Raw genomic sequence first — 23,323 nt, 5'->3', positions numbered from 1 at the left:
CAGATCCTGTCAACCACGCAAAGTCCATCAGCCGGTTGGAGAGAAGAAGCCTCTCTCCAACCGTCTGATGTCAAAAAGGAGTTTCTGGCTGTAATGGACTACTTCTTGCCTTCGCCTTCGCCTTCGCCTTCGCCTTCGCCTTCGCCTTCACTCGGCACCAAGCCATTCAGGATGTCCCACAGGCTTACCGCCTTCGCGACCGATACCTTCTTTACGTGCTTCATTTCGTTTCTCCCTTGTGTTTACGCTTCTTCTTCCTACTTTATCGGCATTGCAACCTCGCCGCCGACATACAAAACGCGAAATAACCAGCCGGTTCTTCCCGGTCATTACGGGAAATCGGGGATGTCGTCGCCGGATCCCGCAAATTTCGGCTGTTGCGCCTTGAGCGGCATGGCCGCCGTAAGCAGCGGTTGCGCCGCCGACAACAGCGCTATCAGGAACTGAACGACCACTGTCGCCGTGCCCATCGTCGAGGAACCTGGCGCAGGAACCCGCGAAATTACCTGCAAATGCTTCATCGCCATCGCCTCCTATCAGAGTCAATGTGCTTACGCGGTTTGTTCCTTTTCCATTGCCACAACCAACGGCTTCACCGCCTGCAGAATGGCAATCAGAAAAGATATGATCAACTCTGCGGTGTTGCTTTCGGTCGTTGTTCCGCGCGCAGGCGCCCGGGAAATTACGTGTACATGCTTCATGGTTTTCATCTCCAAATGGTTGTTGAATGTCAAGACCGCTTTTCTTACGACTTGTCCAGCAAGGGAAGGATTCCCTTGAGCAACGCCACGATAAATGCCAACACGGCCGTTTCGAGCGCCACTTTATTCTGAACCTCCTCCGGAATATTTGTGTTCGATGTTGCAATTGCCGGCATGCGTGAGATCATATTCACATGTTTCACCGCGCTGCCACCTCCGTTTTCATCGGGCTGCAATCCCGCCTCGGGGCCACATACCAAATGTCTTGTGGCACAATAGTTTGAAACGCGATCCCAACCACAACGTGTTGTATATTACTGGAATTTTCCTCTCTTGTCAAGCATTTACCGCTTTGTGCCGGGCACGATGCCGAAAATTCCTTGTCTCGCGCATCCTACACCAATCACGCATTCAAATCAAGTCTGCTGCGCAGCGTTCCGAACATAATACCTTTCGCCGTCCCGGATGTTACACACAGGCGCCAATCCGTTTGGGTACGACACAAACGGGCGCGCCTTTTTTCCGTGGGAACGAAAAGATGCAAGTCGTTATCCCTTGATGCCGGTCATTTTGATGCCTTCGATGAACTGTCGCTGCGCGAAAAAGAACAAGACAACGATGGGGCAGGTCATCAGGGCCGAAGCGGCCATAAGGCGTCCGTATTGCACCTCGTATTGTCCTTGAAACATCGCCAGTCCAAGCGAGAGCGTATACCGGGTTTCGTCCAGCAGGTAGATCAACGGCCCGACAAAATCGTTCCATGCGCCGAGAAACGAAAACAATCCCACCACCGCCAGCGCCGGCACGGAGAGCGGCATCACCACCCGCCACCAGATGGCAATCTCGCCGTGTCCGTCCACGCGCGCGGCATCGAGCAGATCGCGCGGCACGGTCATGAAGAACTGGCGCAGCATGAAAATGTAAAACGCGTTGCCGAACAATGCCGGCACGGTCAACGGCAGAAACGAGTCAATCCAGCCGAGACGCCGGAAGAAAAGAAAAATCGGAATCATCATGGTTTGCGCGGGCACCATCATTGTCGCCAGCATCGCGTAAAACAATAGATTACGTCCGGGCCACCGCGTGTGCGCGAAACCGTAGGCCACCATGGCCGAGGCCAGCACGTTGCCCGCGACGACGAACGCGCACACATACAGCGTGTTGCACAGAAACTGCCAGAACTGGAACGGGGAATCCGGCAGGAATAGTTCGCGTACATGTTCGAGCGTCGGCGTGAACACCCATACCGGAGGAAACTGTTTCAGCAGCGCGTTGGGCTTCACTGCGCTCGTCAGCAGCCACACGAAGGGAAACAGGAACACGAGCGACAGCGCCAAGGCCAGCGCATGGGTCGTGAATCCGCCGCGTTTCATTCCGAGCCGCCCCCTTCATAGTACACATAGCGGCCTGTCGTCCGGAATACGAACGCCGTGATGACGCCGATGATCGCGAACAGGATCCACGCCATCGCGGACGCATAGCCCAGCCGGAAATACTCGAACGCGTTCTGGAACAAATACAGGCAGTAAAACAGCGTCGAAACGCCCGGCTGGCCGCCCTTGGTCATGATGAAGGCCTGCGTGAACACTTGCAGCGCGCCGATCAGCCCCATCACCAGCGTGAAGAACAGGATCGGCGAAACCATCGGCAGCGTGATGTGCCACACCTTCTGCGCGGCATTCGCGCCGTCCAGGTCCGCGACCTCGTACAGGGTCTGCGGCACATCTTGCAGCGCCGCGAGGTACAGGACCATCGTGCCGCCCACGCCCCACACGCTCATCAACACCAGCGCCGGCTTGGCCCATTTCGGACTCTGGAGCCAGTTGGGCGGCGCGAGATGCGCCCCGAACGCGTGATTCAGCATGTCGCAAACCGGCTGCAGGGCCCAGTTGAGATACCCGTACTGGGAATTGAAAATCCACACCCAAAGGACCGATGCCGCCACAATCGGAACGATCGAAGGCAAAAAAAAGATCGTGCGGAACACGGGACGCGCCACAATCCGGCGGTTCAGCAGCAACGCGAGCATAAACGCCACCGTCATACCCAGCGGCACCGAAAAAACCGTAAAAAACGCCGTATTCCAGAGCGAGGTCCAGAACAGGCGATCCTGCGCCAGCCGCTTGAAATTTTCAAGGCCAATCCATCGCGGCGCATTGAAAATATCGTAGTCGGTGAAACTGAACAGAAACGAGGCCAGCAGTGGAATCAGCGTCAGCCCCAGGAAGCCGATCAGGTACGGCGAGACGAAGAATAGCCCCGCGAACAATTCTTGTCTGCGCCTGCGCGTCATAACCCTTCCTTCAAACCGTTTTTCGAGTGGCGCGGATTATACACAACCCCCGCGGGACGAACCAAAAGGCCCGGCGCAGGCGGTTTCAGGGGCGCTGGAGGAAGCGGGCGCATGAGGGTCTTTTTTTGTTGGTTGAAAATCACTTGGCGCAAACCGTACTTTGGGAAATACTATTTCGCGGATTTGTATTGCAGACTACCCGCCAAGGAGACCGATGCGCTGGGCAAAATGGAAAATTGTCTTGGGGGCGCTTCTTTGGGCGCCGGTCGTGGCGCTGCTGCTGGAGGCCGCCGTCGTGGCCGGGGATCGTTGGGTTCAACGCTTCAATCCGTACATTTTGTTGCGGGATGGGAGGCCGCTGTCGCGATTGAATCCCTATGTGCTGGCCAATGGAAACAATCTGTCGAAATTCCTGCCGAACAATCGGGCACAGCCCGCATTGAAGAAGAGCGCCTCGTCAATTGGCTGGGAAGATTGGAACAATCAACGCCCAATCGCCGCCGACTGGGAAATCCCGGTGAAAAACGAAAGTCTGGAACAAAAAGAGCGCCGGCGATCGCACTTTCTTCAACTGAATCACGAGGAGCGCATGTCCTTTGCCCGAACGCAAAGCGAAACGGTGCTGAAGTATTCCGCAAGCGGAATGCTGGAAACAGTCTACGACGACCTGTTGGTGACGTTGCGCGTTCGGAAATCCCTTCCCGTCGTTTCGCCTATTCGCCTCGACGACTTGGCCGCGCTTGCAAATCGGGCGCTGCGCGACGGCGCACCGGTGTCCGCATCCCTGGCAACCGTTCCGCCCGCAAGGCCCTATGCCGTCGAAATGTATGGCCTGCCCGACAGGGACAAGAAATCCGCGTATGTGTTTGCCCCGCTGCGATTGCTTTACACCGACGCAGACCTCTGCGTCCCGGAAACATCCATGTATGAAACCTATCAGGTCCGGTACAAAAGGGGACTTCGCGGTTCCCGGCCCGGCGAGTACCCGGAACAGCATTTCGAGACCAACCGCTATGGGTTTCGCGCGCCCGACGTTGCCGTGCCGAAACCGGTCGGAACGTTCCGCATTTTGTGCATCGGCGGCTCGACCACAGTGGAGGGTCCATCGAACGATCTGACTTATCCGGCGATCCTCGAAGGAGAATTGCGCGGGAGGTTTCCCGGAAAGGCCATCGAGGTCCTGAATTGCGGCATTGAAGGCATCGGCACATCGAATCATTTTCTGCTTCTGCCCGATTACCTGGAACTGCAGCCCGATCTGGTCATTGCATACGAAGGGGTCAACGACGTGGGGCGCGACCTCCAGTTTGTCGGCGAATTGGAAAAACCGCACGCACTGCATATCGCTGCACGGTCGCGTTTCGTCTGGCGTTTCGGCCAGCGCCTGTACCGGACCGGCGAAGACGCCATGCGCCGTAAAATCAGGGATCTGACCATCGCCAACATGGAAATGCTCCGCCGGATTTTTGCCCGCAACGGCATTCGGTTTGCCCTGTGCAGCATTGCGCATCCCCATTTCCCGCTTCCGTGCGCGCAACGCCAATATTACGACCGGACATGCAATTACACGTCGGCCAATCACTGCGCCTTGATGGACCTGTTGAACGACGAGATCCGGCTGTTCTGCCGCGACAGAAACCTGTTGCATATTCCCGTTTACGAGAGCCTGGAAAACGTTCCTCCGGTCGAGTACCTCGGCGATATCTGCCACATGAACGGCAAAGGCATACGATGGAAGGCGGAAATCGTCGCCGCCGCCCTTGTGGATTACATTGCCCCTGCCATCGAGGCCCTTCCCCCGGTATCTTGATCCCGCCGGGTTGCCGTATGAGTCCGAACGGAACGAAACGCCGGCCCGGACGTTTTGCCCGGGCCGGCGTCATCACATCAAAGCAAGGATTCACGCGAGTTGCGGGACTTCAAAGCCTTTGCGATACTCGCGCTTGTCGAGTTTGTTGGCGTCGGCATCCTTGAACTGTTCCGTTTTGGGGTCGAATTCGAGCGAACGGCCCAGGCGGTACGCGATATTGGCGATGTGGATATGGGCACAGGAGGTGTGCGAAACCTCCTCGTTCGCGTAATTGTCCTCCGGCTTGCGCGTACGGATGGCCTTCAGCCAGTTGCCCCACTTGCCGTCCGTGGGGCCTTCCGGTTGATCAACCGGAATGGGCTTGTCCTGATAGTCGAAGAAGCCGATGCCGCGCACGTAATAGCCCTTGCTTCCGAAGAAACTGTTGCCGCAGGCGTCGCCTTCCTTTCCGTCCTTCGTCGTGCCCTCCTTGTATGAACCCTGATTGCGCACTTCAAAGGTCATGATTGAGCCGTCCTCGTAGGTGAACACGGTGGCCATTGTGTTGGGGGTTTCACCCTGATCTTTCCACCAGTAACGTCCGCCGGCGCTGTGGACTTTCACCGGAAGGCCGCGGTTGTGTCCCCAGCATGCCACGTCCATTTCATGCACGCCCTGGTTTCCAATCTCGCCGTTGCCGTATTCCCAGCACCAGTGCCAGTTGTAGTGGACGTACAGCCCCGGTCCCGCCTGCTTCACCACGCCCGGACCGGAATCGTCCTTCACGAGAAAGTCGTGATCGACCGACGGACCCTGCCACAACGTCCAGTCGAGGTAGTCGGGCGCCGGACCCGGTTTGCCAAAGCCGATCGGGCCGCGGTTTCCGTTCTTGTAGACATATCCGCGTGAATGTGAAATCTCTCCGATGAACCCTTCATGAATCAAACGGATGTCGCGCAACAGCGTTCCATTCGACCGGGATTGCGTGCCGTGCATGACCACGCGCCCGTTTTTCTTCGCGGCGGCGATAACCTGACGGCCCTCGTAGATGCTGTGCGACATGGGTTTTTCGATATACGCGTCCTTGCCGGCCTGGCACGCCCATACGGCGATGAGCGAATGCCAGTGGTTCGGCGTGGCCGTCGTGACGGCGTCTATGTCCTTCGCCGCCATGACCTCCCGAACGTCCTTGTAGAGTTTCGGGGCCTTTTTCGTGGCGCCCTCGACCATTTTCCCGCTCGATTCGAGCACTTTCGCGTCCACGTCGCACAAGGCGACCACTTCCGCGTCGTTTCGTTTCATCAAATCCGAGATATGGCTCCGGCCTTGGCCGCGAATTCCGATGCAGCACACGCGAATGCGATCGTTTGCGCCGAACACCTTGCCCTTTGCCATCGTTCCCGCCACGATTACCGCCGAGGCCGTGGAACCCAAGAATTGCCTGCGTGACATTGCCATGGTTCATTTCTCCTTAGACGATTATTCGCCGTTCCTGCCCATTTCGACCCGAAACCGGCCGTGCAAGTTTCAACCGGTGATCGTTTATTGTGCTGAATTTTCCGGACAAACGCAAGAGCCCGCGGAGCAAATTCCACGGATTTCATGCCCCCGTTTCTTTGGGCGTTTTTTTCGCGCGCGCCCGCTTGATGGGCCGTCCCTTTTCCTTCAATTCCGCATAGGCGGGGCAGGCCGCCTCGACTTTGCGATCCCATTCGGCGTCGGGCGCCAAAATCTCCGCCTCGTCGAGGAACGTAACGACCATGGCCGCCGAGGCGCAGGGATCGAACACGGCCGACTTGGCAAAATAGCCCATCAACAACCCCGTGGCGAACAACGCGAAATGCGCAACGCTCCACGAGGCCGGCGTTGACCATGCCAGCATGCCGAGCGGGATCAGGCACACGACGGCCACCGACAGGCCAAAGGCATACCCCAGCCATGTCAGGGTGATGGCCCGGCTCAGCATGGATTTCCAGCATTGGCAATAGATCAGAATGGCGGCGCGCAGGGACTCGTGGACATTGTCGTTGCGGGTGTGAAACGCATACGCGGCAAAAGCCTCCTCGATGTAGCCCACGCTCAGATCGGCCACATGCCAGGCAAACCGCGAACCGCCCTCGAGACCCGGTACAGGCAATACCGCCGAGGAGTCGAACAGGTTGCGATCCAAGGATCGCATCGTTTCCCGGATGATGCGGCGCGCGTTCAGCAGACCCGCCAGCCCGCCGAAATAGTGCAATACGCGGCCCTCGGCCCATTTGACCTGCGAAATGCCCCCCGGCAAATGGCCTTCCGTGGCCAATTCGGTCAAAATGGCCACATGGCCGATCCGGCGGCGATACAGTAGATACACGCTGACGAATCCGCCCATGCCGATCAGCAGCGCTATGCCCGCCGACCCGATGAACAAGGTCCAGAACGCGATGGCCCCGAACACCCCGCCCACGACGGCCAGCATCCACAAATAACAGAACAAACCCAGGCACAGCGCGCCGTACACCGCCGCGCGGTGAACCGCGTAGGGCATGGCGCCGCGCACCAATGACCACGCCCGGCGAAGTGGAAAATCCATGGTTGTGTGTTCTCCCTTGTTTTCGGCATTCTATCACAGGAATCGCCAGGGAAGTACACAGGAGAAATGGACATGGCGCGGATCGTCCGGGTGTTGCGAAAAGTCGGCGTGGTCGTGTTTCTCGCCGCCTTGTGCGCCGTCATGGCCGCCCGGCAGCCCGAATTCCTCTCGATGGACAACATCAAAGACGTGCTCGTCCAGATTTCCGGCATCGCCATTGCGGCGGTCGGCATGACGCTCGTGATCCTGACGGCGGGGATCGATCTTTCCGTCGGCAGCGTCCTGGCCTTGTCCGGATGCGCCGGATCGCTCGCGGGACTCCGGTGCGCCGAATTCGGCCCGGCATGGATGGGCGTCTCGGTCGGCTTTGCGGCCGCCATTGCGACCGGCGCGGTCTGCGGCCTGCTGAACGGCCTGATGGTCACGAAGATTCCGCTCACGCCGTTCATCGCGACGCTCGGCGTGATGGGCGTCGCCCGCGGCATGGCCTATTACATCAGCCACAGTTCGCCGGTGCAGGTCACCGCCGGCATGCGCGCCATCGCGCTCGCGCGGCCATTGGGCATCCCGTTTCCCATCATCCTCATGCTGGCCATCTATGCGATCGGCTGGCTCGCGCTGAGGCACACCCGCTTCGGGCGCAACGTCTACGCCATCGGCGGTAACGAGGAATCCGCCCGCCTGAGCGGCATCCGCATTCACACAACCAAGATTCTCGTCTACACGTTGACCGGCGCGCTGGCGGCCGTCAGCGGGCTGATTGTCGCTGGACGCCTCGCATGGATGATGCCGCAGGAGGGCGACGGATTCGAACTCGATGTCATCGCAGCGGTCGTCATCGGCGGCACGAGTCTCGCCGGCGGGCAGGGAAACGTCCTTGGCACACTGCTGGGCGCGTTGATCATGGGCGTCGTGCGCAACGGACTCAACCTCGCCGCCGTGGACTACAACGTGCAAAAGGTCGTCATCGGCGGTATCATCATCGCGGCCGTGGCGGTGGATGTCCTCGCAAGACGCCTCGGGCGCGCCGGCAACAAATAGTTGAAAACGTTTTTGCCCTTCTTGTAGAGGATGGGGAGTTACAGCCATAAACGGGAGACTTTTATGCGGAACCTTTTATCATTGATCATCATTATTGGGGGGATAATCTTGATGGCCGGTTGCGGCAAACCCGGTTCCACGCCGCCCGCGGCGGACGCGCCAGGCAAGCCCATCGTCGTCGGATTCGTCTCGCCCGCGTTGACCAGCACGTTCCACGTCACACTGATCGAAGCGGCCCGGAAAGAGGGCGAAAAACTCGGCTGGAAGGTGGAGTCGCTGGCGCCCGATCGCGAAACCAATTTCGCCGCGCAGGTGGACATGGTCCAGGCGCTCGTGCGCCGCAAGGTAAACGCCATTTCGATTTGCGCGATCAACGACAGCGCCATCATGGGCGCCGTCGAACAGGCCAACGCCGCCGGCATCCCCGTGTTCGTGCACAACTCGCTCATGCCGCTCGCCGGCGGAAAAGTCGAGGCCTACATCGGCTACGACCAGCAGAAGGCCGGACGACTCTGCGGCGAATATGCCGCCGAACTCCTCAAGAAAAAACACGGCGATTACACGGGCAAAGTGTATCTGCTGCTCGGCATTCCGGGCATGCACACCACGGAACGTTCCACCGGCTTCCTGTCGGCAATCGGGGCGCACCCCGCCATCGAGGTCGTCGCGAAAACCCCCGCGAACTGGGAACGCCAGCAGGCCATGAATGTCGCCGCCGCCGCCCTCAAGGCCACGCCGGATGTTGATCTCTTCTTCGCATGTTCGGACGCGATGGCCCAAGGCGCGGCCCAAGCCGCCCGCGAGGCCGGCAAATCCGTCTTTACCATCGGCATTGACGGCAATCCCGATACTCTCAAAGACATCAAGGACGGTGTCGTGACTGCTTCCTGCGCCGTGTACCCCGGCGAAATGGGCCGCATCACCCTGGAAACGATCCGCCGGCGCATCGAAGGCCAACCCATCCCGCCCAAAGTCGAAACGCCCATCCAAATCATTGATCAGACGAATGTGGACGAACTGTTGCAACCCTGACAGCCGGTTGTACAAGTGTGGCCGGTTGCCGGAATGGCGCGCCGGTCTGCCGGCTTCCGCGGACGCTGAAATGCACATCGGTTTTGAACGCGCCACGATTTGCGTTACCGGACGTATTGGCTTATCGTGATAAATTGACTGGAACATGGAGGCGGGAGGACCTCGTTATGGACAGGATGGACCGACGGCAGTTTTTGGCGCGCACGGGCGCGGCGGCATGGGCTGCGGGCGCCGTGTCAACATTTTCGATCAACGCGGCGGGCGCGAACCAAAGAATCCGCATCGGCGTGATGGGTGCGGGCGGACGCGGCACGCAGTTGGCGGAATGGTTTGCGCAACGCCCGGACGTGCAGGTGGTGTATGTAGCCGATCCGGATAAGGCGCGCCGCGATATGTGCGTCGAGCGCATCAAGAAGATCGCGAAACGGAAACCGAAGAGCATACCGGATTTCCGGAAGATGTTGGACGACAAGCGGGTGGATGCCATCATCAACGCGACGCCGGACCATTGGCATGTCCTCGGATCGATCCTGGCTTGCCAGGCGGGCAAGGACGTCTACCTGGAAAAGCCGCTCTCGCACAACATGTGGGAAGGCCGCAAACTCGTCGAGGCGGTGCGAAAATACAAGCGCATTTTGCAGGTGGGCACGCAGAACCGAAGCGCGCACTACTGTCATGCGGCGCGTGAATTCCTGCAATCGAAAGACTTCGGCGACATTCACTTCATGCGCGTGATGAACAGCAAGCCGCGCAACACCATCGGCAAACTACCGGACACGGACGTGCCGGAGGGCATTGACTACGACATGTGGCTCGGTCCCGCGCCGATGCGCCCGTTCAACATGAACCATTTCCACTACAACTGGCACTGGTTCTGGGCCTATTCGGGCGGCGACATCATCAACGACGGCGTACACCAAATAGACATCACGCGATGGATGTCGGGGCAGACGTATCCGGTGTCCGTTTATTCGACCGGCGGCCTGCACCACTTCGACGACGACCAGGAAACGCCGGACACGCATGTCGTCAATTGGGACTTCGGCAAGATGACCATCGTGTTCGAGCAGACGCTGTGGTCGCCCTACGAAAAAAAGGTGCCGATGCCGATACGCGAAGGCGAGGGATTCCCGAACTGGATGTTCACCGGCACGCGCATCGAGATCAGCGGCACGAAATGCTTCATGAACCTTGCCCGGCACGGCGGCGGCTGGCAGGCCTACGACAAGGATTGGAACGTCGTCAAGGAAATGCGTGGCGCCTTTTCGGAATCCAACGCGGACCACATCGAAAACTTTCTCGATTGCATTCGCACGCGCAAGGAACCGAACGCGCCGGTCGAGGAGGGCCATCTCTCGACGGCGTGGTGCCATTACGGGAACATCGCCTATCGTACCGGCCGCAAGTTGTTCATCAATCCGGCGACGGAAGGTTTCGTGAACGACGCCGAGGCCGACGCCCTGCTCAAGCGCGCCTACCGCGCGCCGTGGGTCGTGCCCGAACAAGTGTAAAAAGGACTCATTCGTATGTCGGTGAAGACGATTTCGGCGTCCAGGCGGACGAACTCGTGACGCTGCTCGACGAAATCTTCGAGGACCCGGACGCGAAAGCCGTCGTGTTCAGCCAATGGCTGCGCACACACGATTTGATTGTGCGCCGGATTGGCGGCCATGGAAGACACTCCCGCCGGACCGCCGCCGGTCTCGCGTGAAGAGGCATGGAATGCTTGCATCAGCGCGGGCGCCTCGTTCCTCAAGTCGCTTGGCGATGCGCTGGCCGCTGCGCCGCCGGAAAACAAGGCGGATTTTCTTTCGCGCATGCTGCCGGTTGAGCATGACGAAAAGACGGGCAGGTCCTACGTCAAGTTGCCCATGCCCGAACCGGCTGTGCTGAACGCCGCTCTGGGCGCGCTTACATCGCTGGTGGAACGTCTTGCGAGGCCGTGATTACAGGCCCAGGGCTTCGCGGGCGGTTTGGATGTAGCGGGGGCCGTCCGCCCACGCGGGATCGCACGCCAAGGCGCGTTCGAAACAGTCGATCGCGCGATCCCATTCCTTTGCGTCGGCATGAAGCACGCCGAGGTTGCGCCAGGCATCAGCAAGACCGGGGTCAATCTTGACAGCCAATTCGAATGCGCGCCGCGCCTCGGCGCCCTTCCGCATGAGATAAAGAGCCGAACCCAGATCCTTGATCAGGGCCGCGTTCGACGGCGCGAGTGCGACGGCTTGCCGGTACGCCTGCGCCGCGCGCGCATAGTCGCCGAGTTCGGCGTACTGGTTGCCCAGTTCCGCGTGGACATTGGGATCGTCCGGCGTCTCCGCCGCCTTGGCCAGCCCCAGGCGCAAATACATCTCCTGTTTGGCGCGGATGCGCTCCGGTGGTTTTGCGAACGGATAATGATGAATCGGCACATCGCACAACACAGCCACAATGCCTTGCGCCTCGAGGGAACGGTTCACGAGTTCATGGACCCGTCCCTCGAAACGTGCGCCGATTCCGTTGGGAAAAAGGCGCACCTTGACGCTGGGATGCCATCCGGCGAAACCGCGAGCCAGGGGTTCTCCCGGCGCACAGGGCACGAATCCCGCCAAGTGGGATTGGTTCGTGTAATTGCGCGTGACGAAGCGATAACAGCGGTCACGCGGTCCATCCGCCAGCGCGCGTATCGCGGGAAGGTCAACCGCCTCGATTCGCTCGTCGGCGTCAATGACGAAAATCCAGTCCCCCGTGCACGTTTCGATCGCGGCATTGCGCGCCGCGGCAAAATCCTCTTGCCACGGTACATGTTGAACGCGGGCGCCGTATTGGCGTGCGATGGCCGGCGTCTCGTCGCGCGACCCGGTGTCCACCAGGCAAATTTCGTCTATCCATCCGGTAAGACGCTCAAGGCATTCGGGCAGTTGATCCGCCTCATCCTTCGCGATGATGGCCGCCGAGATGGCCGGGCGCTTCACTCAGTAAGGATCTCCCTCGGTTTCGGTATGATCGAGCAAGGCGGGCTTGGCGGATTTTGGCGGGGTATGGCCTTGGGGAGCGCGCACGGCGCCGGCGGCGATCAATGCGTGCAACGTCTCCTCGTCCACCATTTCGCCGCTGGTAACCAATCGTGTCGAACCGTTGACCGTCACGCCGTATTGCCGGACCGGACCGCCGCGGCGCTGGTAAATGCTGCCTTTGAGCATCATGTCGAAATCAATGCGATACAACGGGGTCCGTTCGGATGGGGACGATACCTCGGATGGCCGCGCAGCGGGATTCATGCCGCCGTCCCGCCGGCCGCCGAACAAAAAGCCAAGTAACCGCTTCATTTGTCTGAACATGCTCGCGGCCTTCCGTGGCCGCGTCCTTCATGGGTCATTGTGCCGCAGGCGCGGGCTTGGGCGGATTGGATTGGATGGCCGCCGCCGCGTTTTTGCGTCCTATTACCGCATCATGGGCCTCTTTGGCCGCATTTCGTATGGCTTCGTTCGGGCCGTTGGCCGCCAGTTCGGCCACAATGGTTTCCGAACTTGGATCGGCCAGGACAGCCAACGCGGCCAATGCGGCCAGTTTGGCCTCCTCATCGAAATCACCCGATCGCACTATGTCATGGAACACGCCCAGGCTGTCGGTGGCCGGCACGGAAGCCAGCAGCGTCAGGATATCCTGTTTCTCGGCAAGGCTCGTGCCGGGCTGCGAAAAGAATTCTATGAGTTCCTTGCGGCCCTGCGGGGATCGCACCGCCAGCGCCCGAAGCGCCTGAAAACGCACTTGGTGATCGGCATCGGCCTTGAGTTGCGCCAGCGCCGCGTCAATTTCGGCCCCGGCCAGGTTGGTCAGGAGTTTCGTGGCGCAGACCCGCGTGGTAACGTCGTTCTCGGGTTTGGTCATCGGCAACAACCGTCCCGACGCGTCTTTGTCCAAAACAGGAACAAGACTGATGGCCGCCAACGCCTTGGCGCGCGGACTCGATGCCTTGTCGGCAAGAGTATCGTAAATCGGTTGCAGCGCCTCAGGACCGAATTCGGCCAGTTTTTTGGCCGCCATGGTTCCTTCCACCAAATTCGGTTTTTCGGCGCTGGCCGTTTTGGCCGCCTCTTGCCACATGGCCAATGCTTCTTCCTTGGATTTCGGCGTGGAAGGATCCGTTGTCGAGGCGACCGGTTCCATGGGCGCCGGCGCCGGCGCGGCTTCCGCGGGCGTCGGTGCGGCTTCCGCGGGCGTCGGTGCGGCTTCCGCGGGCGTTGCCGCCGGCGCGGGCGCCGGCGCGGGCGTTACCGCCGGCGCGGCGCTTGGCGTTTCAATGGGCACGGGCACGGGCGCCGGCGCCACGGGCGCGGGCGGGGGCGGCGCCGGAGGCGGCGCTTGGGGCGCCGGCGCGGGACCCCAACAACCGATCATTACACACAGTGCAACGGCCAATGCGGCCACACCCACAATCGAAACGCGTTCCATCTTGCACATAGGGTTTCTCCCTTCGGGACTTGCGCCGAAGAACGGTTCTGTTTTCAACGGCTACCGTACATCATCAGTATATCACAATCGAAATTGGCAAAGTCTATCCGCGTTTTGCCAATACATTCTTTTCGTATTTCCGGACTTCGTCCAGCCACGCCAGACCCGGCGGCACGTCCTGTCTGACGCAATAATAATCCCATACCGCGCCGAACGGCATCATCTTCAACTCTTCCAGCAGGGCCAGCCGGCCCGTATAGTCGCCCGACCGCTCCGCCTGCCTCAGCCGATCCGTGGGTTCGAGCAACGCGATCAGCAAGGCCTTGGCCATTGCGCGCGTGCCCGTGACCCACGCCGCCACGCGATTGATGCTCGCGTCGAAGAAATCAAGCCCGATATGCACGCGATCCAGGAAGCCATGCCGAACGATTTCCTCCGCAATTGCGCGCAAATCGTCCGACAATATAACGACGTGATCGCTGTCCCAGCGGACACCCCGGCTGACGTGCAGCAGCAGTTCGTTCACATACAGCAGGATGGACGAAATCTTGTCCGCAATGCCTTCCGTGGGATGGAAATGGCCCGCGTCGAGGGTCAGCAGCACGCCCTTTTGGACCGCGTATCCAAGATAAAACTCGTGGGAACCCACCACATAACTTTCGGAGCCGATTCCAAACAGTTTGCTCTCGACCGCGTCCAGGTTGAATCGCGGGTCTATCGGTCTTGCAAAGATCGCGTCGAGCGATTGCCGCAGCAACTCGCGGGGTGTTTTGCGATCGGCGGGAATGTCCTTGAATCCGTCCGGTATCCACACATTCGTGACGCACGGCGTCCCCAGCGCCTGCCCGATGGCTTCGCCGATGATCCGGCATGCGATGCAATGGTCCACCCAGAATTTTCGGATGCCGTCGTCATAGTTTGACAAAGTAAAACCGCTGTCGGCCTTGGGGTGACCGAAACAGGTCGGGTTGAAATCCATTCCGATCCCGCGCGCTTTCGCCCAATCAATCCATCCCGCGAAATGCTTCGGTTCCAATGCGTCACGGTCCACCTTCGTCCCGCCGGTTTCGGCATACATGGCGTGCAGGTTGATCCGCTTCTTGCCGGGAATGAGGCCGGCCGCCTTCTCGAAATCCATCCGGAGTTCGTCCGGCGTGCGCGCCTTGCCCGGATAATTTCCCGTGGCTTGGATGCCGCCCCCTGAAAGGGCGTCAAGGTTCTCGAACCCGCCGACATCGTCGCCCTGCCAGCAATGCAGCGAAATCGGGATTTCCGAGAGAATCCCGAGGGCCTTTTCGGTATCCACGTCCAATGCCGCATAGGCTTCTTGCGCATGCAGGTAGCCGGCCTCGACATGCTTGTCGCTCATTTTCGCCATACCCGAATCTCCAAACCTCCAAATGGTGTAGGATTTATTATAGCCCATTTTCGCCGATAGCCGCCAAGAGGGTGTTTGCCCGTGGAGTCCTTTTCCCGCTCTTTCCCGCTATACGCCGAATTGCCGCATGTGGTGTTCAAAATGCAAGCCGTGCATGACGGCCCATCCATCAACGCCGATGGGGCCGAACAGGGGATGCGGCATGGGTTCGAGTTCGCCCGCCTGAACCAGGGCCAGATATTCCTCGAGGACGGCGTGCAGTGTTTCGAGATCGCCGCGTTGCGCGTATTTCGGATACACGGGCCCGGAAGCATTGCGCGGAATCCGTATGATGCCGTGTGCGAGCAGCGGATAAATCACATTCCGGAGAAACCAGTTGCTCTTGTCGGGCAGCCGGCCCAACCGGCCCATGGAATACCGCACCGTGTCGGCCAGGTGTTCGAGCATTTCGCCGGACGTCATGCGACCCCATGCCGGGGGCGAGTCCGCCCGGAGTTTTTTCAGGCGCGCAACGGCCTCTTCGACGTAATCGTGATCGAAACTAATCATAACGGCATTTCAATCCCCGCACATTTCCGAATGCTGTTCCTTTCGTGTCAATAGTACCAAAACGGGCGCGCACAAAGGCAGAAGCCCCCGATCATTTCCTTGACGCACCGCGGAATTGGCCCTATACTCACAACGTACACCAAGTTTACGGGAGCGGCACGACATGAATATTCGGAAAACCATGGCATGTGTTGTTTTGGCGGCGATGTCCGGCTTTGGAAACGGGGCGGGGGCGGCGCCGGTCCATGGGGAGATTTTCGATTGGCGGCAGCCCAGCGGCGAAACGATCCAGGTTCGCGTATGGGGCGACGAATATTACCGGATCGTCGAATCGCTGGATGGCTACACGGTCGTGCTCGATCCCGTCTCGGGCGCGGCATGTTATGCCGAATTGTCCGCGGACGGCGCGCGACTGCTTTCGACGGGTATCCCTGCGTCGGAATCGTATCCGGGCAAGGCGAATGTGCGTCCGCATCTGCGAGCCGACCCGGCGGTTGTCCGCGCGCAGGTGCGGGCGGCTCGGGCCCGAGCGCGCATGGAGCAATTGACCGCCATCAAAGACGGCGGCGATCCGCCGTGGCGCGGCAACACGCGCGGCCTTTGTCTGCTGGTGGATTTTTCGGATCAGCCCGCAACGATTCCGGCCGACGAAATCGATCGTTTCTGTAACCAGCCGGGCTATTCGGGCAACGCCAACAACGGTTCCGTGCGCGACTACTTTTACGAGGTGTCCAACGGGTTGCTGACCTACACGAATTACGTCTCGCCGGCCTATCACCGGGCCAGCCAGCCGAAATCGTACTACGACGATCCGAACGACGACGACAATCTCAAGGCGAAGGAACTGGTATACGAAATCCTGCAGGCGCTGGAGGACGGCGGCTTCGATTTCAGCGAATACGGCAACGGCGACAACATCGTTGACGCGCTGAACATTTTCTATGCGGGTACCCGGCAGAGTCCGTGGTCGAAAGGGTTATGGCCGCATTCCGGCACACTGGTGCCGCCTTTCCAGGCCGACGGCATGGCCTGTGCCGCCTATCAGATCACCAATATCGGGTCCAGCCTCTACATCGGCACATTCTGCCACGAAAACGGGCATATGATATGCCGGTGGCCGGATTTGTACGATTACACCTATTTTTCGACCGGAGTGGGCAATTTCTGTCTCATGAGTTACGGCGGCCCCGACCGGAACCCGGTTCACCCTTGCGCGTACCTCAAGGATCTTGCGGGCTGGACGACCACCCTGGTGTTTCCGGTGGGACCCGAGGACCTATCGCTGACGTCGGGAACCAACGTGGTCTACAAACTGCCCCATCCGGAGAAGGCAAACGAGTATTATCTGATCGAGAACCGCCAAAAGACGGGGCGCGACGCCGGATTGCCCGACGCGGGGCTTGCGATATGGCATTGCGACACCCAAGGCAGCAACGATTACCATGAGCAATTGCCGAACAAACACTTTGAAGTGACGCTGGTCCAGGCGGACGGGCGATGGGACTTGGAGAACGATCGCAATTACGGGGATTCGACCGATCTCTGGAAAGCGCCCCTCCACACCCTTTGCGGTCCCGAATCGGATCCCAATACCTCGTGGTGGGACGGATCGCCTTCGTATCTGCGTTTGTCGGCGATAGGCGCGTCCGCATCCACGATGCCGTTCCGTTTTCGGGGAATCGGCGGCAAGGAGGTGGACACGGACGGCGACGGCATTTCCGATTACGACGAAACGCGCGACCTCGATTCCGCAACACCCGGCATCCAAAATCCGTTCGATCCCGAAGATCCCGACGTGGTGGGCAACAACGGATTGATCGGCCCCGACGGCATTCCGGACGGCGACAACGACTGGGACGGCGATGGACTGTCCAACGCGGATGAATTTCGCTTCGACACCAATCCGTTCGACGCAGCCAGCGGATTGCCCGCCGCGGCTGGACTGTTGCTCGCCTTGGCCGTTCTGGCCATTGCGAATTATGCGCGGCTGCGGGGCGTGGTTTCGTCGTATCAATCCAAATCTTGACGCGCGGGCCGGAAGATTGGCACTATTGACGGCAACTGTTGTGATACGTTTGAGTTTAGGGCTGACCAAAACAACCCGGGCATAGGAGGGAGTACCATGGCCAAGAAAAAAGTCAACGTGGCGCTGATTGGCGCGCAATTCATGGGCAAGACCCACAGCAACGCATGGCGGAAAGTCGGCATGTTTTTCGACCTGCCCGTCGAACCCGTCATGAAGGTGTTGTGCGGAAAGTTTCCGGAAGAACTTGCCGTGGCGGACAAGTACGGCTGGCAGGAAACCAGCCTCGACTGGGAAGCCGTCGTGAACCGGCCCGACATTGACATCGTGGACGTGTGTACGCCGAACTTCCTGCATCCACCCATTGCGATTGCCGCCGCGAAGGCCGGCAAGGCGGTTATTTGCGAGAAACCCCTCGCCAACACGCTCGGCGAGGCGGTGGATATGTTGAAGGCCGTGAACAAGGCGGGGGTAAAACACATGTGCGGGTTCTCGTACCGGTTCGCGCCGGCGGTGGGGACCATCAAGAAAATGATCGCCGGTGGTGAATTGGGAAAAATCTTTCATTTCCGCGCCGCGTACCAGCAGGACTGGATCGTGGACCCGAACTTCCCGATGGTGTGGCGCCTGAAAAAGAAACACACGGGCAGCGGCGCGCTCGGCGACATCGGCGCGCACATCGTGGACCTCTGCCATTATCTCGTCGGTGACGTGTCCGAAGTCTGCGCCGCCATGCAGACCTTCATCAAGAAGCGTTTCGTGTCCGAATCCGACACGGGCATTTCCGGCAAGTCGGGCGAGAAGCGCACGGGCAAGATGGATGAGGTGGACGTGGACGACGCGGCGGTTTTCTTGGGCCGCATCAAGGGCGCCGACACGCTGGCGACTTTCGAGGCCACCCGATTTGCCCCGGGCCGCCGAAACTACAACAGCATCGAAATCTACGGCAGCGAAGGCTCCGTGCTCTGGAACCAGGAAGACATGAACGTGTTCCATTATTTCAGCCGGAAGGATCCCGGAACGCTTCAGGGCTTCCGCCGCATTCACGCGACCGATCCCGGCCATCCCTACACGTCCGCATGGTGGCCGACGGGCCATATCATCGGCTACGAGCACCTGTTCGTGCATGAGATATACGATTTCCTGAGCCATCTCGGCTCGAAGAAGGCGCCGTATTCGACCTTCGAGGACGCCGTGAAGTGCCAGAAGGTGCTCGATGCCGTCGAAAAGTCCGCAATTACGAAGAAATGGCAACCGGTGAAATAGTCACCATCACGAATTGGGAGGAAACGACATGAAACTCGGCTGTTTGACCGCGATGTTCAGCGCGAAATCGCTGAAGGAAACGCTCGACATCCTGCGCCCGCTCGGCCTGCAAGCCGTCGAACTCGGCGCGGGCAACTACCCCGGTTCGGCCCACATTGACGTGAAGGGATTGCTGGCGTCCGACGCGAAATGCAGGGAATTCAAGGCCCTGCTGGGCGGCGAAGGCCTCGAAATCAGCGCATTGAGTTGCCACGGCAATTGCCTGCACCCCGACAAGGCGTTCGCGGCGGCGAACATTGCGGTGCAGACGGACGCGATTCGGCTCGCGGAAAAACTCGGCGTCAAGACCGTCATTGATTTCTCCGGCTGCCCGGGTTCCGAGGAAAACTCGACGAAGCCGAACTGGGTCACCTGTGCATGGCCGCCCGACTATCTCGAAATTCTCGATTGGCAGTGGAACAAAAAAGTGATTCCGTTCTGGAGCAAGCAGGCGAAGTTCGCCGCCGATCACGGCGTCCGCATCGCCTTCGAAATGCATCCCGGTTTCGTCGTGTACAACACCGACACGCTGCTCAAACTGCGCAAGGCCTGCGGCGCGAACCTCGGCGCGAACCTCGATCCGAGCCACTTGTTCTGGCAGGGCATGGAACCCATCGCCGTGGCGCGTAAACTCGGCAAGGCCATCTTCCACGTCCACGCGAAGGACTCGAAGGTGGACCCGTTCAACACGGCCGTCAACGGCGTGCTGGACACCAAACATTACGGCGACGAGATCAACCGATCGTGGATCTTCCGCACCTGCGGCTACGGTCATTCGATGGAGTGGTGGAACGATTTCGTGTCCACCCTGCGCATGGTCGGTTACGACGGCGTGATCAGCATCGAACACGAAGACAGCCTCATGTCCAACATGGAAGGCCTCAAGAAGGCTGTGGCCTTCTTCAAGCAGGTCCTCGTCTTCGAAAAACCCAGCGCCATTACATGGGCATGACGCACGCCCGTCGGCCGGCACGGTAAAAGGCGCGGCAAACGAAAGGACATAGAAGGAGGCATGGGACACAAAGGGCCGTGATAGGCGTCCTTTGTGTCCCTGCAGTCCTTTGAGTTTTATGCCCGGAAAAGTCTTTCTCAATCACAACCGCCGAACCCGGGGTGGAGGATATTGCCCGTGAAAAAAGTGGAAGCAATCATCAAACCGCACAAACTCGAGGAGGTCAAATCGGCGCTCATGGCCGCGGGCATCCAAGGGATGACGGTCTCGGAAGTCAAGGGGTTTGGACGGCAGAAGGGACACAAGGAACTGTATCGCGGCGCGGAGTATTATGTCGAATTCCTGCCCAAGGTAAAGGTCGAAATGGTCATCGTGGACGAAGACGTCGAGAATGTCGTCAAGACGATCGTCAAGGCTGCCGCGACGGGCCAAATTGGCGATGGTAAGATTTTTGTGTCTCCCATCGAGGAAGCCGTGCGCATCCGCACCGGGGAATCCGGCGAGGGCGCGATAGAATAACCGCTACCCGAAGAAGATAAGGGTGATTAGGCCGAAGAGGGGAATGAGAATCAGGCCGCTGTAAATCATGTATCCGAAAAAGGAAGGCATCCTGATCCCGCGGCTCTCGGCGATGCTTTTCACGAGGAAATTGGGGCCGTTGCCGATGTAGGTGTTCGCGCCCATGAACACGGCCCCGCAGGCAATGGCGACCAGATGGGGATTCGGGATGACGCCGGTGGCGGTCGTCACGTTGGACAGCATCGGCACATCGAGGTGGCGCAGGCTGCCCGCCAATTCGAAAAAGACGGCATAGGTAGGCGCATTGTCGAGAAAGCTCGACAATCCGCCCGTGACCCAGAAAAATTGCAGCGGCGTGGTCACGCCTAATGACGCGCCTTCGATCTTCAGAATTTCGATCGGCGCCTGCATCGTGATGAATATGCCGATAAACAAGGCGCCCACTTCGCCGATGGCCGTGAAATTGAAATGGTTTTCGGCGTGAATGCGGCGGGGAGTCAGGGCAAGGGAAATGCCCGTGAGGGCAAGTTGGACGATTTCGCGCAGATACCACTGCGGAAGGATCCATTGCGTGAACGGCAGACGCTGGCCGGGCGCCAGGATCCCCACCGCCAGCACGACGCCGCCCAGCAGCACGAGGTTGCGTTTGCCGTGGAGGCGAAACGCGTACCGACGGGACTCGTCACGGGCAATGTCTTCCGGACGTTCTTTTCGGTAGGCCAGCGTATCCATCACAAAATACAGCGCGAGCAAAAGTCCCGTGGCGAACAGCCAATGCGGAAACAGATGAAGCGTCCAGAGAAACGGCACGCCTCGCAGATAGCCAAGGAAAAGCGGCGGATCGCCGACGGGCAGCAGCGCGCCCCCGATGTTGCTGACGAGAAAAATAAAGAAAATGACGGTATGGACGACATGTTTGCGCTCGCTGTTGGTTTGCAGCAGCGGGCGAATCAGCAGCATTGAGGCGCCGGTCGTCCCGATGAAACTGGCCAGCAAGGCTCCCAAAAGCAGGAACCCGCAGTTGCTCAATGGCCGCGCGGGAATGTCGCCCGTCAGCCGGATGCCGCCGCTGATCGTGTAGAGACTGAACAGGAGCACGATGAAGGGAATGTAGTCGGCGACAACGGCATGGTGAAGCATTTCGAGCAACGATTCCATGCCGGGGCGGGCGTGACCGAACCCTCTGTCGCGCAGAAGATAATACGCGCAGACCACGGTCGCCAACGACAAGGACACGATAAGTTTGTTTCCGTTGGGTTCCCACCAATGGGAAACACGCGGCAACAGCGGCAACAAGCCGATGGCCAGAAGCAGGCATGCAAACGGAAGAACCCAAAGCAGGTGCGGGGCCGCGGAAGCGGGGGCGGCGCCATCCGCAAACGCGGCGCCGAAAAACAAAAATCCCGACAACGCAACAAAAACGCCGAAAGCCGCCGGAGAAAAAAAACAGGAAAAAGCGCGGGGTGTTCCCCGGAAAGCGGGAGTGGGGGGGAGAAGGGTAGGATAGGGCGCATGTGTGCGCAATCGAAACGGAGCCGGCAAGTCGTGAACCTCAAACCCCGTCATTTGATAAAGTCCGGAATCGTCACGTTGATGGTTTGCGGTTGGCCGTTTCGCAAGATACCGACTTGGAAAGATCGGATGTTCTTGTATTTTTCAATCAATGCGGGGATTTTGTTTGGATCGAAACGATCGCCGTTCACCGATACCAGCACGTCGTTGTCCTTGAAGCCCAGCATGGCGGCCGGCAGAAACGACGAGGCGTTCTTCATGGCGATTCCCGCAAAGTTGCCGTTGGCGTCCCGGTACGGCGCCAGCCCGAGCAATTGTACGATGGGATCGTCCATGTACTTGGCGATTTCGGGGGGCAACGGCATGTTGTCCATGGTGCGTGGCGCAGGCCGCACAACGGCTTGCGGGGGCGGCGCCGAAGGACCTGGCGCTTCCAACGGAGATTCTTCCTTCGGAATATCGCCGAGGTTTCCCTTGGCCGCGACGACGGGTGTGTCCTTTCGGGGTTTTATGGGAAAGCATTTCCGGCACGGCAGATAACCCTGCGCTTGCGCGTCCTTCAACATGAGGGATCGCCGCGCGGATTTATCCAGTAGGACGCAATCCGCCTTGTGAAACTCTTTGTCATCCGTATCAACGAACACCGCCCCGCCGGAGGGAAGATCCGATGCGTCGGCGGGGGCGGACACGGATTGCTCCGCCCTTTCCTTTCGGGCATCGCCCCGGAAATCCCACGGCGCCAAGGGCGCAGCATCCGCCCAAAGGCCTTTCTTGCCGGCGCGCGCCGCAGCCATCAATCCGGGGATCGCCGAATCCACGACGGGGTAACGATCATAGGCCCACGCATAGCCTTCAGCGGCCAGTTCCCTGTTCAGCACGCGCCCGTCACCAAAACGAACAACGGCCAAGGGCCGTTCCAAGGCGTCCTTGCCGAACAGTTCGACTTGGACGTCCTTGTCCAACACGAGCGATGCCGTAAAATCGCGCGCCTCCTTGCCGAAGGACTGGGCCGGTTCCGGACAATCAATATCCGCGAGTCGAATGGTTTCAACCGTTTCGCCATGAGAAAAGGACAGGAGGTCGCCTTCGACCACCGCCGTGATTCGGCCCGGCACGGATTCGCCGGCGGCAATAAGCGCCGCGGCGCACGCCAACGCCCAAATTCCATACACATGCGGCCATCCATTCATCATGTCCGCTCCTCTTGTTGCTCGCTTTTGGAT

The 23,323-nt window shown here is 59.6% G+C and carries 24 protein-coding genes; 9 read left to right on the top strand and 15 right to left on the bottom strand.

Going from position 1 to position 23,323, the window contains the following annotated elements:
- Positions 1–98 precede the first annotated feature (98 nt).
- The 5 genes from P5540_09455 to P5540_09435 all read right to left on the bottom strand — a co-directional run bounded on the left by P5540_09455 (position 99) and on the right by P5540_09435 (position 2,994).
- Positions 99–224: a hypothetical protein gene (locus P5540_09455; protein HRT65043.1), complete on the bottom strand. Its 126-nt coding sequence runs from the start codon at positions 222–224 to the stop codon at positions 99–101.
- 105 nt (positions 225–329) lie between these two features.
- Positions 330–521: a hypothetical protein gene (locus P5540_09450; protein ID HRT65042.1), complete on the bottom strand. Its 192-nt coding sequence runs from the start codon at positions 519–521 to the stop codon at positions 330–332.
- Positions 522–745: 224 nt separating this feature from the next.
- Complete coding sequence (locus tag P5540_09445; protein ID HRT65041.1) at positions 746–877, bottom strand: hypothetical protein; 132 nt, start codon at positions 875–877, stop codon at positions 746–748.
- Between the two features lie 372 nt (positions 878–1,249).
- The gene (locus P5540_09440; GenBank protein ID HRT65040.1) at positions 1,250–2,074 is read right to left on the bottom strand and encodes a carbohydrate ABC transporter permease; all 825 of its coding nucleotides are present in this window, start codon (positions 2,072–2,074) and stop codon (positions 1,250–1,252) included.
- Positions 2,071–2,994, bottom strand: coding sequence for a sugar ABC transporter permease (locus P5540_09435; GenBank protein HRT65039.1), 924 nt, complete (start codon positions 2,992–2,994; stop codon positions 2,071–2,073). Before P5540_09435 ends, P5540_09440 begins: the two co-directional genes overlap by 4 nt.
- Before the next feature lie 214 nt (positions 2,995–3,208).
- Here P5540_09435 and P5540_09430 point away from each other — a divergent pair, with 214 nt between their 5' ends.
- The gene (locus P5540_09430; protein ID HRT65038.1) at positions 3,209–4,804 is read left to right on the top strand and encodes a hypothetical protein; all 1,596 of its coding nucleotides are present in this window, start codon (positions 3,209–3,211) and stop codon (positions 4,802–4,804) included.
- Positions 4,805–4,894: 90 nt separating this feature from the next.
- Here the strand turns inward: P5540_09430 and P5540_09425 are convergent, their stop codons facing one another.
- Both P5540_09425 and P5540_09420 read right to left on the bottom strand, forming a co-directional pair.
- Positions 4,895–6,241 carry a Gfo/Idh/MocA family oxidoreductase gene (locus P5540_09425; protein HRT65037.1) on the bottom strand — a complete coding sequence of 449 codons (1,347 nt, stop codon included), beginning with the start codon at positions 6,239–6,241 and terminating at the stop codon, positions 4,895–4,897.
- 142 nt (positions 6,242–6,383) lie between these two features.
- Positions 6,384–7,355 carry a hypothetical protein gene (locus tag P5540_09420; protein HRT65036.1) on the bottom strand — a complete coding sequence of 324 codons (972 nt, stop codon included), beginning with the start codon at positions 7,353–7,355 and terminating at the stop codon, positions 6,384–6,386.
- A gap of 72 nt (positions 7,356–7,427) precedes the next feature.
- On the opposite strand from P5540_09420, the gene P5540_09415 reads away from it, so the two are divergent.
- The 3 genes from P5540_09415 to P5540_09405 all read left to right on the top strand — a co-directional run bounded on the left by P5540_09415 (position 7,428) and on the right by P5540_09405 (position 10,939).
- Entirely contained in the window at positions 7,428–8,396 is a 969-nt protein-coding gene (locus tag P5540_09415) for an ABC transporter permease (protein HRT65035.1), read from the top strand.
- Between the two features lie 63 nt (positions 8,397–8,459).
- Positions 8,460–9,428: a sugar ABC transporter substrate-binding protein gene (locus P5540_09410; protein HRT65034.1), complete on the top strand. Its 969-nt coding sequence runs from the start codon at positions 8,460–8,462 to the stop codon at positions 9,426–9,428.
- A gap of 167 nt (positions 9,429–9,595) precedes the next feature.
- The gene (locus tag P5540_09405; protein HRT65033.1) at positions 9,596–10,939 is read left to right on the top strand and encodes a Gfo/Idh/MocA family oxidoreductase; all 1,344 of its coding nucleotides are present in this window, start codon (positions 9,596–9,598) and stop codon (positions 10,937–10,939) included.
- On the opposite strand, the gene P5540_09400 is transcribed toward P5540_09405, so the two are convergent.
- Positions 10,903–11,100, bottom strand: coding sequence for a hypothetical protein (locus P5540_09400; protein HRT65032.1), 198 nt, complete (start codon positions 11,098–11,100; stop codon positions 10,903–10,905). The two genes, P5540_09405 and P5540_09400, sit on opposite strands and share 37 nt — an antisense overlap.
- Here P5540_09400 and P5540_09395 point away from each other — a divergent pair.
- The gene (locus P5540_09395) at positions 11,099–11,374 is read left to right on the top strand and encodes a hypothetical protein (GenBank protein HRT65031.1); all 276 of its coding nucleotides are present in this window, start codon (positions 11,099–11,101) and stop codon (positions 11,372–11,374) included. The two genes, P5540_09400 and P5540_09395, sit on opposite strands and share 2 nt — an antisense overlap.
- Here the strand turns inward: P5540_09395 and P5540_09390 are convergent, their stop codons facing one another.
- The 5 genes from P5540_09390 to P5540_09370 form a co-directional block, all read right to left on the bottom strand.
- Entirely contained in the window at positions 11,375–12,382 is a 1,008-nt protein-coding gene (locus P5540_09390) for a tetratricopeptide repeat protein (protein HRT65030.1), read from the bottom strand.
- Complete coding sequence (locus P5540_09385) at positions 12,383–12,748, bottom strand: hypothetical protein (protein ID HRT65029.1); 366 nt, start codon at positions 12,746–12,748, stop codon at positions 12,383–12,385.
- A 34-nt stretch (positions 12,749–12,782) separates the two neighbouring features.
- Positions 12,783–13,871, bottom strand: a complete 1,089-nt coding sequence (locus P5540_09380) for a hypothetical protein (GenBank protein HRT65028.1) — start codon at positions 13,869–13,871, stop codon at positions 12,783–12,785.
- Positions 13,872–13,965: 94 nt separating this feature from the next.
- Complete coding sequence (locus P5540_09375; protein HRT65027.1) at positions 13,966–15,240, bottom strand: L-rhamnose isomerase; 1,275 nt, start codon at positions 15,238–15,240, stop codon at positions 13,966–13,968.
- Between the two features lie 108 nt (positions 15,241–15,348).
- Positions 15,349–15,789, bottom strand: coding sequence for a DUF1569 domain-containing protein (locus tag P5540_09370; protein HRT65026.1), 441 nt, complete (start codon positions 15,787–15,789; stop codon positions 15,349–15,351).
- 163 nt (positions 15,790–15,952) lie between these two features.
- On the opposite strand from P5540_09370, the gene P5540_09365 reads away from it, so the two are divergent.
- The 4 genes from P5540_09365 to P5540_09350 all read left to right on the top strand — a co-directional run bounded on the left by P5540_09365 (position 15,953) and on the right by P5540_09350 (position 20,588).
- On the top strand, positions 15,953–17,815 hold the full coding sequence (locus P5540_09365) for a M6 family metalloprotease domain-containing protein (GenBank protein HRT65025.1): 1,863 nt from the start codon (positions 15,953–15,955) through the stop codon (positions 17,813–17,815).
- A 96-nt stretch (positions 17,816–17,911) separates the two neighbouring features.
- The gene (locus P5540_09360; protein HRT65024.1) at positions 17,912–19,078 is read left to right on the top strand and encodes a Gfo/Idh/MocA family oxidoreductase; all 1,167 of its coding nucleotides are present in this window, start codon (positions 17,912–17,914) and stop codon (positions 19,076–19,078) included.
- A 28-nt stretch (positions 19,079–19,106) separates the two neighbouring features.
- On the top strand, positions 19,107–20,069 hold the full coding sequence (locus tag P5540_09355) for a sugar phosphate isomerase/epimerase (protein HRT65023.1): 963 nt from the start codon (positions 19,107–19,109) through the stop codon (positions 20,067–20,069).
- 177 nt (positions 20,070–20,246) lie between these two features.
- Positions 20,247–20,588, top strand: coding sequence for a P-II family nitrogen regulator (locus tag P5540_09350; GenBank protein ID HRT65022.1), 342 nt, complete (start codon positions 20,247–20,249; stop codon positions 20,586–20,588).
- A 3-nt stretch (positions 20,589–20,591) separates the two neighbouring features.
- On the opposite strand, the gene P5540_09345 is transcribed toward P5540_09350, so the two are convergent.
- Together P5540_09345 and P5540_09340 are read right to left on the bottom strand one after the other, a co-directional pair.
- Positions 20,592–21,998 carry a sodium:proton antiporter gene (locus tag P5540_09345; protein ID HRT65021.1) on the bottom strand — a complete coding sequence of 469 codons (1,407 nt, stop codon included), beginning with the start codon at positions 21,996–21,998 and terminating at the stop codon, positions 20,592–20,594.
- A 152-nt stretch (positions 21,999–22,150) separates the two neighbouring features.
- Positions 22,151–23,293, bottom strand: a complete 1,143-nt coding sequence (locus tag P5540_09340) for a thermonuclease family protein (GenBank protein ID HRT65020.1) — start codon at positions 23,291–23,293, stop codon at positions 22,151–22,153.
- Positions 23,294–23,323 lie beyond the last annotated feature (30 nt).

This window comes from Candidatus Hydrogenedentota bacterium (assembly GCA_035450225.1).
Classification (GTDB): domain Bacteria; phylum Hydrogenedentota; class Hydrogenedentia; order Hydrogenedentales; family SLHB01; genus DSVR01.
The sequence above is the reverse complement of the archived record's forward strand: the minus strand, read 5'-3'. Positions and strand labels throughout refer to the sequence as shown.

Excerpts from the sequence above, each read along its gene's own strand:
- P5540_09455 (HRT65043.1), bottom strand. The coding sequence starts at position 224 with ATGAAGCACGTAAAGAAGGTATCGGTCGCGAAGGCGGTAAGCCTGTGG.
- P5540_09450 (HRT65042.1), bottom strand. The coding sequence starts at position 521 with ATGAAGCATTTGCAGGTAATTTCGCGGGTTCCTGCGCCAGGTTCCTCG.
- P5540_09445 (HRT65041.1), bottom strand. The coding sequence starts at position 877 with ATGCCGGCAATTGCAACATCGAACACAAATATTCCGGAGGAGGTTCAG.
- P5540_09440 (HRT65040.1), bottom strand. The coding sequence starts at position 2,074 with ATGAAACGCGGCGGATTCACGACCCATGCGCTGGCCTTGGCGCTGTCG.
- P5540_09435 (HRT65039.1), bottom strand. The coding sequence starts at position 2,994 with ATGACGCGCAGGCGCAGACAAGAATTGTTCGCGGGGCTATTCTTCGTC.
- P5540_09430 (HRT65038.1), top strand. The coding sequence starts at position 3,209 with ATGCGCTGGGCAAAATGGAAAATTGTCTTGGGGGCGCTTCTTTGGGCG.
- P5540_09425 (HRT65037.1), bottom strand. The coding sequence starts at position 6,241 with ATGGCAATGTCACGCAGGCAATTCTTGGGTTCCACGGCCTCGGCGGTA.
- P5540_09420 (HRT65036.1), bottom strand. The coding sequence starts at position 7,355 with ATGGATTTTCCACTTCGCCGGGCGTGGTCATTGGTGCGCGGCGCCATG.
- P5540_09415 (HRT65035.1), top strand. The coding sequence starts at position 7,428 with ATGGCGCGGATCGTCCGGGTGTTGCGAAAAGTCGGCGTGGTCGTGTTT.
- P5540_09410 (HRT65034.1), top strand. The coding sequence starts at position 8,460 with ATGCGGAACCTTTTATCATTGATCATCATTATTGGGGGGATAATCTTG.
- P5540_09405 (HRT65033.1), top strand. The coding sequence starts at position 9,596 with ATGGACAGGATGGACCGACGGCAGTTTTTGGCGCGCACGGGCGCGGCG.
- P5540_09395 (HRT65031.1), top strand. The coding sequence starts at position 11,099 with ATGGAAGACACTCCCGCCGGACCGCCGCCGGTCTCGCGTGAAGAGGCA.
- P5540_09400 (HRT65032.1), bottom strand. The coding sequence starts at position 11,100 with ATGGCCGCCAATCCGGCGCACAATCAAATCGTGTGTGCGCAGCCATTG.
- P5540_09385 (HRT65029.1), bottom strand. The coding sequence starts at position 12,748 with ATGTTCAGACAAATGAAGCGGTTACTTGGCTTTTTGTTCGGCGGCCGG.
- P5540_09380 (HRT65028.1), bottom strand. The coding sequence starts at position 13,871 with ATGTGCAAGATGGAACGCGTTTCGATTGTGGGTGTGGCCGCATTGGCC.
- P5540_09375 (HRT65027.1), bottom strand. The coding sequence starts at position 15,240 with ATGGCGAAAATGAGCGACAAGCATGTCGAGGCCGGCTACCTGCATGCG.
- P5540_09370 (HRT65026.1), bottom strand. The coding sequence starts at position 15,789 with ATGATTAGTTTCGATCACGATTACGTCGAAGAGGCCGTTGCGCGCCTG.
- P5540_09365 (HRT65025.1), top strand. The coding sequence starts at position 15,953 with ATGAATATTCGGAAAACCATGGCATGTGTTGTTTTGGCGGCGATGTCC.
- P5540_09360 (HRT65024.1), top strand. The coding sequence starts at position 17,912 with ATGGCCAAGAAAAAAGTCAACGTGGCGCTGATTGGCGCGCAATTCATG.
- P5540_09355 (HRT65023.1), top strand. The coding sequence starts at position 19,107 with ATGAAACTCGGCTGTTTGACCGCGATGTTCAGCGCGAAATCGCTGAAG.
- P5540_09340 (HRT65020.1), bottom strand. The coding sequence starts at position 23,293 with ATGATGAATGGATGGCCGCATGTGTATGGAATTTGGGCGTTGGCGTGC.